At 66.6% G+C, this 11,401-nt stretch carries 10 protein-coding genes and 1 pseudogene; 4 read left to right on the forward strand and 7 right to left on the reverse strand.

Annotation, left to right across the window (positions count from 1 at the left end; translation table 11 throughout):
• The 5 genes and pseudogenes from DBR20_RS22515 to pyrE form a co-directional block, all read right to left on the reverse strand.
• Positions 1-953: pseudogene (locus tag DBR20_RS22515) on the reverse strand (HAD-IC family P-type ATPase); the annotation flags it as partial.
• A gap of 10 nt (positions 954-963) precedes the next feature.
• A complete protein-coding gene (kdpA, locus tag DBR20_RS02120; protein ID WP_108265024.1) occupies positions 964-2,673 on the reverse strand; it encodes a potassium-transporting ATPase subunit KdpA in 1,710 nt (569 codons plus the stop codon).
• 12 nt (positions 2,674-2,685) lie between these two features.
• Positions 2,686-2,778 carry a potassium-transporting ATPase subunit F gene (locus DBR20_RS02125; protein WP_005407770.1) on the reverse strand — a complete coding sequence of 31 codons (93 nt, stop codon included), beginning with the start codon at positions 2,776-2,778 and terminating at the stop codon, positions 2,686-2,688.
• Between the two features lie 173 nt (positions 2,779-2,951).
• The gene (locus tag DBR20_RS02130) at positions 2,952-3,626 is read right to left on the reverse strand and encodes a hypothetical protein (protein ID WP_108265025.1); all 675 of its coding nucleotides are present in this window, start codon (positions 3,624-3,626) and stop codon (positions 2,952-2,954) included.
• Between the two features lie 19 nt (positions 3,627-3,645).
• The gene (gene pyrE / locus DBR20_RS02135) at positions 3,646-4,305 is read right to left on the reverse strand and encodes an orotate phosphoribosyltransferase (RefSeq protein ID WP_089241329.1); all 660 of its coding nucleotides are present in this window, start codon (positions 4,303-4,305) and stop codon (positions 3,646-3,648) included.
• A 163-nt stretch (positions 4,306-4,468) separates the two neighbouring features.
• Here pyrE and DBR20_RS02140 point away from each other — a divergent pair, with 163 nt between their 5' ends.
• The 3 genes from DBR20_RS02140 (at position 4,469) to DBR20_RS02150 (ending at position 6,878) form a co-directional block, all read left to right on the forward strand.
• Positions 4,469-5,269, forward strand: a complete 801-nt coding sequence (locus tag DBR20_RS02140; RefSeq protein ID WP_089241327.1) for an exodeoxyribonuclease III — start codon at positions 4,469-4,471, stop codon at positions 5,267-5,269.
• On the forward strand, positions 5,266-6,570 hold the full coding sequence (locus DBR20_RS02145) for an MFS transporter (protein ID WP_108265026.1): 1,305 nt from the start codon (positions 5,266-5,268) through the stop codon (positions 6,568-6,570). The genes DBR20_RS02140 and DBR20_RS02145 overlap by 4 nt, the downstream gene beginning before the upstream one ends.
• 77 nt (positions 6,571-6,647) lie before the next feature.
• Positions 6,648-6,878 (forward strand): hypothetical protein, encoded by a 231-nt coding sequence (locus DBR20_RS02150; RefSeq protein ID WP_108265030.1) that lies wholly within the window; start codon positions 6,648-6,650, stop codon positions 6,876-6,878.
• Between the two features lie 87 nt (positions 6,879-6,965).
• On the opposite strand, the gene DBR20_RS02155 is transcribed toward DBR20_RS02150, so the two are convergent.
• Both DBR20_RS02155 and DBR20_RS02160 read right to left on the reverse strand, forming a co-directional pair.
• Positions 6,966-8,093 carry an anhydro-N-acetylmuramic acid kinase gene (locus tag DBR20_RS02155; RefSeq protein ID WP_108265027.1) on the reverse strand — a complete coding sequence of 376 codons (1,128 nt, stop codon included), beginning with the start codon at positions 8,091-8,093 and terminating at the stop codon, positions 6,966-6,968.
• A 64-nt stretch (positions 8,094-8,157) separates the two neighbouring features.
• Positions 8,158-9,627: a peptidoglycan DD-metalloendopeptidase family protein gene (locus tag DBR20_RS02160; protein ID WP_108265028.1), complete on the reverse strand. Its 1,470-nt coding sequence runs from the start codon at positions 9,625-9,627 to the stop codon at positions 8,158-8,160.
• Between the two features lie 167 nt (positions 9,628-9,794).
• Here DBR20_RS02160 and tyrS point away from each other — a divergent pair, with 167 nt between their 5' ends.
• Positions 9,795-11,003: a tyrosine--tRNA ligase gene (gene tyrS / locus DBR20_RS02165; protein ID WP_108265029.1), complete on the forward strand. Its 1,209-nt coding sequence runs from the start codon at positions 9,795-9,797 to the stop codon at positions 11,001-11,003.
• Positions 11,004-11,401 lie beyond the last annotated feature (398 nt).

Here is an 11,401-nt window from a genome sequence, read left to right on the forward strand (position 1 = left end):
ATGGTGCCGGTCTTGTCGAGCAGCAGCACGTCGACGTCACCGGCCACTTCCACCGCCTTGCCCGACTTGGCCAGCACGTTGGCGGCCAGCGCACGGTTCATGCCGGCGATGCCGATGGCCGGCAGCAGGCCACCAATGGTGGTCGGGATCAGGCACACCAGCAGCGCAATCAGCAGCAGCGGATCCACCTTGACGCCCACCGAGGCACCGATCGCCGGCAGCGTCGCCACCACCACCAGGAAGGTCAGCGTCATCGCCGCCAGCAGCAGGGTCAGCGCGATTTCATTCGGCGTCTTCTGCCGGTTGGCGCCTTCCACCAGCGCGATCATCCGGTCCAGGAAGCTGTGCCCCGGCTCGGCGGTGATGCGCACGACGATCTGGTCGGACAGTACCTTGGTGCCGCCGATCACGCCGGAGCGATCAGTACCCGCCTCGCGCAGCACCGGTGCCGACTCGCCGGTCACCGCCGCTTCGTTGATGGTGGCCAGGCCCTGCACGATCTCGCCGTCGGCCGGCACAAGCTCGCCGGCACTGACGATCACGTGGTCCCCAGGGCGCAGTTCCGCGGCGGGCACCTGGGTTTCACTTGCACCGACCTGCGCCGACGCCAGACGGCGCGCCACCAGGTCCTGGCGGGCACGGCGCAGCGAAGCGGCCTGACCACGGCCACGTGCCTCGGCTACGGCCTCGGCGAAATTGCCGAACAGCACGGTGACCAGCAGGATCACCGTCACCGCCAGGCCGAAGCCCAGTGGTGCATTGCCGGTCAGGGTGATGATCGCGGCGACGATCGTGCCGGCCATCACCACCGCCATCACCGGGCTGCGCACCAGGTGCATCGGCGACAGCTTGCGTACGGCCTCGATGAGCGCGCGGCGCAGGCCGGCGGCATCGAGCAGGGCCGGGCGGGACGCCACGGAAGAGGAACGGTTTGCGGTTGCGTGACTACTCATGGGGGTGTCCTCAGTGCAGTCCCAGACTCAGGTGGTCGGCGATCGGGCCGAGTACCAGCGCCGGCATGAACTGCAGCACGGTCAGGATGACGATCACCGAGACCAGGGTCAGGGCGAAGGTCGGGGTTTCGATCTGCAGGCTGCCGGCCGATTCAGGGGCCTGCCGCTTGGCGGCCAGCTGTGTGGCCACCACCAGCGGGATGATCAGCAGCGGGAAGCGGCCCAACAGCAGCACCAGCGAGCAGCTCAGGTTCCACCAGGGCGTGGCGTCACCCAGGCCCTCGAAGCCCGAACCGTTGTTGGCGTAGGCCGAGACATACTCGTAGAACACCTGGCTGATGCCGTGGAAACCGGGATTGGAGGTACCGGCCAGACCGGGCACGGCCAGCGTGATCGCGGTGAACAGCAGCAGGGTGATCGGCTGCAGCAGCACCAGCAGGGCCAGCAGGCGCACCTGTGGCGTTTCCAGCTTGCGACCGAACAGCTCCGGCGTACGGCCGGTCATCAGCCCGGCCAGGAACACACCCAGCAGCAGGTACACGATGAACTGCTGCAGGCCGCAGCCGATGCCGCCCCAGATCGCGCTGACCAGCATGTTGACCATCGCCAGGCCGCCAGAGAGCGGGCTCAGCGAATCGTGCATGCCGTTGACCGAACCGTTGGAGACCTGGGTGGTCACCGCCGCCCACAGCGCGGTGCCATCGGCGCCGAAGCGCACTTCCTTGCCTTCCATCAGCAGCGGCGTGGCCGCGCTGGCGCTATGACCCTCGCTCCACACCATCGCGCCGGTGGACAGCAGCGACATGCCGAGCATGCAGCTGAACACCAGCGCGCCGAAACGACGGCGGCCGGTGAACGCGCCGATCATGAAGATCACCGCCATCGGCACCAGCAGGATGCCGATTACCTCCAGCATGTTCGACACCGGGGTCGGGTTCTCCAGCGGGAAGCTGCTGTTCGGCCCATACCAGCCGCCACCATTGGCACCCAGCTGCTTGGCCGCGACCATCGCCGCAACCGGACCCAGCGGCAGCTTCTGCTGCGCCATGCCGGCACTGGCATCGATCGGTGTGGCCTGCGGGCCACCGGCCATCGTGGAGGGCACGCCCTGGCTGGTCAGCAGCAGCGTCCATACCAGGCACAGCGGCAACAGGAAGCGCACGCACAAGCGCACGACGTCCGTGTAGTAATTGCCCACCGCCACCTGGCGGTCATCGCCCGCGACGGGCGCGGTGACCGATTTCGGCGCACGCGAGAACAACGCCCGCAGCGTCGCCACGGCCAGCGCCAGGCCCATCATCGGCGTCACTACCTGCAGGCCGGTGATGCCGGTCATCTGCGAGAAATAGGACAGCTGTGCCTGGCCGGAGTAGTGCTGCTGGTTGGTGTTGGTCAGGAACGAGATCATCGTGTGCAGCGCCGTGTCCCAGCGCATGTTCGGGATCTGGTCCGGATTCAACGGCAACCATGCCTGGGTCATGAACACGGCCTGGGTCAGTACCGCGATCACCACGTTGCTGAGCACGAACGCCAGCACGTAGCCCCGCCAGGACATCGAACGTGAGGGATCGACGCCGAGCACCTTGTACAGCGGCTTTTCGATCCAGTGGAACAGCACGTCGACCTTCATCGGCGTGCCGCGCATCACCCGGGCAAGATAGAGGCCCAGGGGCCAGGCCAGCAGCAGGCTGGCGGCAAGAATGGCAAGAATTTCAGTCATGGCAGGCTCCGCTCAGAACGACTCGGGCCGCAGCACGACATAAAGAAGATAGGCGGCGGCAACCAGCACCAGCACGCCACACAGCAACGACAGCCAGGGGGACATGGAATTGAGACCTGGTGGAACCCCTCCACCTCAGGCCGTCATCGTCGTCCCCACCCCCATAAACGCACTACGCGCCGGACCGGGCCGACGCGTAAAGAGTGCATAAATTTCAGGGCCCAGGCCGTAACCCGGCATCCGCCAGCGCCGGGCCATGGCCGGCGCTGGCGCGGCGCTCAACCCGTCGGGGTCTGTGCCGGAGCCGCCTCCGGCGCCAATCCCTTCAGTTGCCGATAGCGCTGCAGGCTGCTTTCGATCTCGACCTTCAATGCCTGCTGCTGCTGTTCGAAGCTGGCCAGCAGCCGCTGCTGCGACTTCAGCTGCGCATGGCGCTGGGCGATCGCCTGGGCCTGCTTGTCGGCCACCTTGCCGCCGGCCAGTTCGCGGTCACCGGCGGCGGCAAGCAGGGCCACCAGCGAATCACGCAGGCTGGCCACGTTGTACTGGGCGGTCTTGAGGTTGTTGTCGAGCACCTCCTGGCGTTCGGCGAACACGCGCCGCAGCGCGTTCTCGTCACCGTAGGTGGTCAGCATCGCCTGTTCGGTGCGTTGCCGGGTCTGCTCGGCCATCTGGTCCAACTGGACCTGCGCCGCCGCCGTGCTGGCGGCAGCGCGTTCCTCATCGCTCAACGCGCGCTGCACCTGCGCATTGCGCAGGCCGCTGTTGGCGCTGAACTCATCGCGGGCGTGGTTGACCGCATCGGCCGGCAGCGCATCGCTGCAGATCCGCTCCTTGCCCTCGTTCCAGCAGTACAGCTTCTTGTCTGCAGCCTTGCCGCCGGACTGTGCCAGCAGCGTCTGCGGCATCGCCAGCAGCAGGCTGACAGCAACGATGGCAGGAACTCGGAACATGCGGGCTTCCCCCTGATGGTCAGCGCGTGGAACGGACGCCGTACTGGGCGCGATAGGCCTCCAGCGGCTGCCGGTAGCCTACAAGTTCCGGATTTCCGGACGCGAAATCAAGCAGGTCGGCCAACGTTGCCACCGCGATCACCGGGATGCCGGCTTCTTCAGCCACGGCCTGCGCGGCCGAGCGATGGTCGGTGTCCGAGGCGATCTCCTGGCGGTCCAAGGCCACCACGATGCCGGCCGGAATGCCGCCCGCAGCGCGGATGATCGCCAGCGCCTCGCGGATGGCGGTGCCGGCGGTGATCACGTCGTCGACGATCAGCACGCGCTTGCCGGTCATGTCGGCGCCGATCAGCTGGCCGCCTTCACCATGGTCCTTCACTTCCTTGCGGTTGAACGACAGCGGCAGATCGCGGCCACGCTGGGCCAGCTCGCAGGCCATTGCGGTGGCCAGCGGAATGCCCTTGTAGGCCGGGCCGAACACCACGTCGTACTTGATCCCGGTGGCGTCGATGGCGTCGGAATAGCACGCACCCAGCTGCGACAGCAGGGAACCGGAGTCGAAACGGCCGGCGTTGAAGAAATAGGGGCTCAGCCGGCCGGACTTGAGGGTGAACTGGCCGAAGCGGAGGGCATCGGCGGTCAGGGCCAGCTGCAGGAAACGGTGACGGTGGTCGCTCATCAAAACTCGATTCATCTTCATTTGGAGCGCAAATCCTAATCCAGCTGGGCTTTCTGCGCTCGTCCAGCGCCTTCACGCGGGTGTCCGGGGCGGTCCCCGCGGGCTGCTCAGCCCGGCAGGCAACCGGTATGCTTGCCCGGTTTCCCGCCGTAGGTTCTTCCGCATGCGCATCATCAGTTTCAATGCCAATGGCATCCGCTCGGCCGCCACCAAGGGCTTCCTCGACTGGTTCCGTGGCCAGGACGCCGACGTCCTCTGCATCCAGGAGACCAAGGCCCAGGAAGACCAGCTGACCGACCCGATGTTCCGTCCGGACGGCCACCATTGCTTCTACCGCGATGCCATCACCAAGAAGGGCTACAGCGGCGTGGCGATCTACAGCAAGCGCGAACCGGACCAGGTAATCACCTCGCTGGGCTGGGCCCCGTTCGACGACGAAGGCCGCTACATCGAGGCACGCTTCGGCAATCTCAGCGTGGTCTCCTTCTATATCCCGTCCGGCAGTTCGGGTGACCTGCGCCAGGGCTTCAAGTTCGAAGTGATGGAGTGGCTGCGGCCGATCCTCGAAGAGTGGGCGCGCAGCGGCCGCGACTACGTGCTGTGTGGCGACTGGAACATCGTCCGCTCGGCGCTGGACATCAAGAACTGGAAGTCCAACCAGAAGAACTCCGGTTGTCTGCCCGAGGAGCGCGACTGGCTCAACGCCCTGTGCGCCGACCACGGCCAGGCCACCGATGTGGCCACCGGTCGCGGCTGGGCCGATGCCTACCGCCTGCTCAATCCGACCGGTGAGGACTACACCTGGTGGAGCAACCGTGGCGCCGCCCGCGCCAACAACGTCGGTTGGCGCATCGACTACCAGTTCATCACCCCGGGCCTGCGTGACCGTCTGCGCAGCTGCTCGATCTACCGCGACCAGCGCTTCTCCGACCACGCACCGTTCATCGTGGACTACGACCTGTGACAGAGGCTGCCAAGCCGGCCGGCTACAAGGGCTGGGCCGGCATCAAGCGTGCGTTCGGCACGCCCTCGGCGCTGACCATGGCCCTGCTGGGCTTCGGCAGCGGCCTGCCGTTCCTGCTGATCGCCTCGCAAACCCTGTCCACCCGCCTGCGCGATGTCGGCCTCGATCTGGGCAGCATCGGCCTGATCAGCCTGGCCAGCTTCTTCTACCTGCTCAAATTTGTCTGGGCACCCCTGCTGGATCGCTACGCGTTTCCGTTGCTGGGTTTCCTGGGTCGCCGCCGCTCGTGGCTGCTGGTCTCGCAGATCCTGGTGCTGGTGGGCCTGGTTGCACTGGCGTTCGTGCGGCCAGAGCAGGGCGTGTGGCCGCTGGTGGCCTGGGTACTGGTGGCGTCGTTTGCGGGTGCCACCCAGGATTCGGTGGTCGACGCCTACCGCATCGAGATCGCCCCGCAGACCGCGCAGGCTGCGTTGGCCGCCACGTACACGCTGGGCTATCGCATCGGCCTGATCCTGGCCGGTGCAGGCGCCTTGTACCTGGCACAGTTCGAAGGCTGGATCATTGCCTATCTGGCCATGGCCGCACTGATGATCGTGCCGATCATCACCACCCTGTTCTGCCGCGAGCCCGAGCGTCCGGCCAACGCCGTCCAGCGCCGCATCGACATTGCCGAAGCGTTCGTACAGCCGATCACCAGCTTCTTCACCCGCAACGGCATGGCGCTGGCGCTGGCACTGCTGGCGTTCGTCGGGTTCTTCAAATTTCCCGACCAGGTCATCGGCGTGATGGCCGGACCCTTCTATCTGGATTCGGGCTTCGACAAGGCCGACATCGCTACGGTCTCCAAGCTGTTCGGCGTGTGGATGGGTATTGGTGGGGCGTTCATTGGCGGTATCGCCGTTGCCGCCTTCGGTTTCCGCCGGATGCTGCTTGTCGCGGCGCTGGGTGTGGCCCTGTCCAACCTGGCCTTCCTGCTGATGGCACACAATCCGGGACAGATGTGGGCGTTCTACGCCGCGCTCAGTGCCGACAACCTGTTCCAGGGCTTCGCCGGCACGGTGCTGGTGGCGTTCATGTCTTCACTGACCGATCGCAACTTCACCGCGACCCAGTACGCCCTGCTGGTATCGCTGGCCAACCTGCCGGGCAAGTTCGTCGGCGGCGTCTCCGGCTACATCGTGGAAGCGACGTCCTACAGCACCTTCTTCATGCTCAGCGCCGTCACGGTGGTGCCGACCATGCTGCTGCTGGCCTGGCTGTGGCCACGCATCCTTGATCGTGGGCCATCACCAGCCGCCTGATTGCCTGTCCGCGCTTACTGCGGGATGATCGCCCCGACGCGCCGAGGGGGCGGTGCCTTGCGAACGGGGAAGTGAGCATGGCCGACGTAGTGCTGCGGGACCTGGACCCGCTGCTGCTGGAACGCATCAAACGGGTCTCGGTTGCCCGAGGCTGGACCCACGAACAGACCTGCGCGGTCCTGCTGGAGCAGGGCCTGTTCAGCAGTGAACTGGAGGTCCGCTCCGGCTTCGGCGATCCCGAAGTCGATGCCCTTTCCGCGGCCATTGCCGCACTGCAGGTGCTTCCCGCCGGCCAAGGCTTCGATTGATCTGATGTCGTGTCGCCGGGCATGGCCCGGCGCTACCGTGCGCCGCCGACGGGTAGCGCCGGGCCATGCCCGGCGGATGGCGTCACCTCACGTCAAATGGATCGCCCCGAGAATCCGCGGCCCCTTCGCCCCGGTCACGCTCGGCAGGTTGCCCGCCAGCCCGTCCATCGTCCGCTGCGCCAGCCAGGCAAACCCCATCGCCTCCACATACTCCGGGTCCAGTCCGTGCAGCGCCGTGGACTCGACCACCACGCCCGGCAGCCGCGCCGCCAGCCGCCGCATCAGCTGCGCGTTGCGCACACCGCCGCCGCACACCAGCACCCGACGGGTGTCCGGCTGCTGGGCCAGCAGCGCATCAACCACCGTGGCCGCGGTCAGCTCGAGCAGCGTCGCCTGAACATCGGCGGCAGCAAACTGGCCTTCCTCCATGTGTGCTTCGGCCCACGGCAGGTGGAACTGCTCGCGCCCGGTGCTCTTGGGCGGCGGCAGCGCAAACCACGGGTCGGCGCGCCAGCCGGCCAGCAGGCTGTCATCCACCGCGCCACTGGCCGCGTAGGCACCGTCAGCGTCGAAGCTGCGCCCGGTATGGCGCTGGCACCAGGCATCCATCAGCGCATTTGCTGGGCCGGTATCGAAGCCACGCACGACGCCTTCGCGCGGAATCAGGGTCAGGTTGGCGATCCCGCCCAGGTTCAGCACCGCACGGTCCTCATCGGCCGCACCCAGCATGCCCAGGTGGAAGGCTGGCATCAGCGGCGCGCCATGGCCGCCGGCGGCAACGTCGCGGCGGCGGAAATCGCACACGGTGGTGATGCCGGTCAGTTCGGCGATGCGGTTGCCGTCGCCCAGCTGCAGGGTGAAGGCCGGATCGGCCAGCGGTCGATGGCGCACCGTCTGCCCGTGCGAGCCGATGGCCCGCACCTGAGAACGGTCGACACCGGCTTCGTCCAGCAGCTGGTTGGCGGCGGCGGCGAAGCTGATCGCAATCCGCGCGTCCAGCTCGCCCAGCTCCTCCAGTGACTGCAGCGGGCCGCCCTCGCCGAGGGCTACCAGCCGCGCCCGCAGTACCGGCTCCCAGCGGGCGGTCAGCCCATGCACGAAGCGGCACCCCCCGTCGGCCGGGAACTGCACCAGCGCGGCATCGATGCCGTCAGCGCTGGTGCCCGACATCAGGCCCAGGTAAAGGGGAAGGGATGGATCGGCAGTGGTGTTCATGGCGGGCATAAAAAAAGGACACGGCAAGCTTGTGCTGCCGTGTCCTCCTTCGTCAACGCAGGGCTCAGCCGCGCTTGCGGCCTGCCGGCGCCTTGTCCTTGGCGCTGGCCACCTCGGTGGTCGCGCTTTCGGCGGCCGGTGCAGGGCTGGCGTCGGCGTAGATCAGCTTCTCCATGCCCTGGATGCGGGCCATCGCCGGCGCGGTCTGCGCCCGGAAGGCCACCAGCTCGGCGCCCTTCAGCGGCTCCGGCGGCGGCATGGTCACCGTCAGCGGGTTGCGGTGCTCGCCATTGACCCGGAACTCGTAGTGCAGGTGCGGGCCGGTCGCCAGGCCGGTCGAGCCGACGTAGCCGATCACCGTGCCCTGGGCCACGCGCTGGCCGTTCTTGATTCCGGCAAAGCGCGACATGTGGCCGTACAGGGTGGTGTGGCCACGGCCGTGGTCAAGGATCACCACGTTGCCGTAACCGCGCTGCACGCCGACGAACTGCACCCGCGCGTCGCCGGCGGCCATGATCGGGGTGCCGGTGCGCGCGGCGTAGTCCACGCCCTTGTGCATGCGCATCTTGCCCAGCACCGGGTGCTTGCGCGCGCCGAAGGTCGAACTCAGCCGCGCAAACGGGATCGGCATGCGGATGAAGCTCTTCTTCAGCGAACGGCCGCTGATGTCGTAGTACTCGGACTTGCCGTTGCGGTCGAAGCGGAAGCCGGAGTAGGTCTTGCCGCCGGTGGTGAAGGTGGCTGCCAGGATCTTGCTGGTGTCGACCTTCTCGCCCTCGCGCCAGGTCTCGTCCATCACCACGCTGAAGCGGTCGCCCGGCTGCAGGTCCTTGGAGAAGTCGATGTCGTACTTGAAGATGTCGTCGGTCATCGTCGCGATTGCCGATGGCGACAGTCCGGCGCGGCGTGCAGCCGCATACAGCGAACTGGTGATCTCGCCGCTGGTGACCACCGTCCGCGTGGACGTCTCGCGCTTGGTCACCGTTTCCTTGATGTCATCGCCGCTCAGGCTCAGCTCGACCCGGTTGTCGGCGTCGCGGTCGAAGCGGATGCTGCGCAGGTCACCGGACAGCGGCATGTCGAAGGCGATCTCGGCGCCCGGGCGCAGCTTGGTCAGCGATTCGCGCGCACCCGGATGGTCCAGCACCCGGTGCAGGGTGGTTGCCGAGATGCCGGCCTTGTCGAAGAGGTCGCTCAGGGTCTCCCCGCGCTGTACCCGCAGCACCTGCCAGCTGTCGCCGGGGATCTGCTGCTGGCGGGCCATTGCCAGCGGCGGCAACGGCAGTGCCAGGCTGGTGTGGCTGTCGGCGTAGGGGGCATCGATGGTGTGCGAGAAGCCTGGCACGATCGTGGCCACCAGTGCGCCGATGGTCACAAACAGGCTGGCGTGCATCCAATGACGGCGCGTCCAGCGCTCATTGAACGCAGCGGGTAGGTGTTGCCTCAGCTTCCGGTGCAGGGCGTTGTCGTGCAGGACGTGGAGTCGTTCCTGGAAGCGCTGCTTGCGTGCGCGGCCTTGATCGGAATTGAGCATCAGATGTCGGTCTCTGGCTGACCCGGGAACGCGGGCCCAAACGCCGGTAACATAGACACCTAACAAATTCGCGTCAAACCCTTGTGCCTATTGGCTTTTGTGAAGCCGATCGGGTTAACTTCGCTTTAACACCCCACATAAGAAACGGCGTTGCCGGGAGTAGTCACGTGTCCTCGATTGAAGAAGCCCTTGCCCTGATCGGCCGCGGTGCCGACGAGATCCTCAAGCTCGAGGATCTGCGCGCGCGCCTGCAGGAAGGCCGCCCGCTGCGCATCAAGGCCGGCTTCGACCCCACTGCGCCTGACCTGCACCTGGGCCACACGGTGCTGCTGAACAAGATGCGTCAGTTCCAGGACCTCGGCCACCAGGTCATTTTCCTGATCGGCGACTTCACCGGCATGATCGGCGACCCCTCCGGCAAGAGCCTGACCCGCAAGCCGCTCAGCCGCGACGACGTGGTGGCCAACGCCCGTACCTATGAAGAGCAGGTGTTCAAGGTGCTGGACCGCAGCCGCACCGAGGTCCGCTTCAATTCGGAGTGGTTCGGCAAGATGAGCGCAGCCGACATGATCCGCCTGGCCGGCCAGCACACCGTGGCGCGCATGCTCGAGCGCGACGACTTCGCCAAGCGCTACGCCGCCCAGCAGTCCATCGCCATCCACGAATTCCTGTACCCGCTGGTGCAGGGCTACGACTCGGTGGCCCTGGAAGCGGACGTCGAGCTGGGGGGGACCGACCAGAAGTTCAACCTGCTGATGGGCCGTGGCCTGCAGGAGCACCACGGCCAGAAGCCGCAGGTGGTGCTGACCATGCCGTTGCTGGAGGGCCTGGATGGCGTCAACAAGATGTCCAAGTCGCTGGGCAACTACATCGGCATCAGCGAACCGGCCATCGACATCGTCACCAAGACCATGAAGGTGGATGACGCCCTGATGTGGCGTTGGATCGAGCTGCTGTCCTTCGATATCAGCCAGGCCGAAGCGGCCTCCCTGCGCGAGCAGATCGCCGCTGGCCTGAACCCGCGTGTGGTGAAGCTGCGCCTGGCGCGTGAACTGGCCACCCGCTTCCATGACGCCGCAGCGGCCGAACAGGCGATTGCCGGCTGGGAAGCGGCTGTCACGGGGCAGGGCGATATCACCCAGCTGCCGCTGCAGGACGTGGCGATCCCGGCCGAAGGCCTGCGTATTGCCGCACTGCTGACCGCTGCTGGCCTGACTCCGAGCAACTCCGAGGCCAACCGCAAGCTCAAGGAGCGTGCGGTGAAGGTGGACGGCGAAGTGGTGGAAGACGGTCAGCAGGTGCTGCAGCCCGGCTTCGAGGGCCTGCTGCAGGTCGGCAAGCGCACCTTCGCCCGCGTGCGCCTGGTCGCTGCCTGACCCGGGGCAGGGGCCGGCGCAGCCGGCCCCTGCTTCTGCTGTAGCAGAGCAGAGCCGCCGCTCTGCCGCTCTTCGTGGAACCCTGTCGCAGCGCCTGCGCATGAACGGATGCAACATCCGATGAAAAAAGTTGCCACACCCCCTTCACAAAGGCCGCGAATAGGGACATACTTTCCCTCCCCCGTCGCAGGGGTCGCCAACAAGGGGCTTCAGCGACACAAGGGACGCCACCACCGCCGAACGAGATGATCGAACGAAAGGTGTTGACGGACTCGAAAAGTCCGGCATAATAGGCGGCTCGCTACGAAGGAAACTTCGCAGCACACGGGAACGGCGCTGAGGCCACTTCCCCGGATCTTTGAAAGTATGCGCAGGTATCTTGTGAAGGCGCCTGCAGG

It is taken from the genome of Stenotrophomonas sp. HMWF023, from assembly GCF_003060985.1.
In the GTDB taxonomy this organism is placed as follows: Bacteria; Pseudomonadota; Gammaproteobacteria; order Xanthomonadales; family Xanthomonadaceae; genus Stenotrophomonas; species Stenotrophomonas lactitubi.

What these genes read in the sequence shown, in the direction of transcription:
- DBR20_RS02150 (WP_108265030.1), top strand. Translation starts at nt 6,648, where the DNA reads ATGGCCGACGTAGTGCTGCGGGACCTGGACCCGCTGCTGCTGGAACGC.
- DBR20_RS02160 (WP_108265028.1), bottom strand. Translation starts at nt 9,627, where the DNA reads ATGCTCAATTCCGATCAAGGCCGCGCACGCAAGCAGCGCTTCCAGGAA.
- DBR20_RS02130 (WP_108265025.1), bottom strand. Translation starts at nt 3,626, where the DNA reads ATGTTCCGAGTTCCTGCCATCGTTGCTGTCAGCCTGCTGCTGGCGATG.
- DBR20_RS02155 (WP_108265027.1), bottom strand. Translation starts at nt 8,093, where the DNA reads ATGAACACCACTGCCGATCCATCCCTTCCCCTTTACCTGGGCCTGATG.
- pyrE (WP_089241329.1), bottom strand. Translation starts at nt 4,305, where the DNA reads ATGAGCGACCACCGTCACCGTTTCCTGCAGCTGGCCCTGACCGCCGAT.
- DBR20_RS02125 (WP_005407770.1), bottom strand. Translation starts at nt 2,778, where the DNA reads ATGTCCCCCTGGCTGTCGTTGCTGTGTGGCGTGCTGGTGCTGGTTGCC.
- kdpA (WP_108265024.1), bottom strand. Translation starts at nt 2,673, where the DNA reads ATGACTGAAATTCTTGCCATTCTTGCCGCCAGCCTGCTGCTGGCCTGG.
- DBR20_RS02140 (WP_089241327.1), top strand. Translation starts at nt 4,469, where the DNA reads ATGCGCATCATCAGTTTCAATGCCAATGGCATCCGCTCGGCCGCCACC.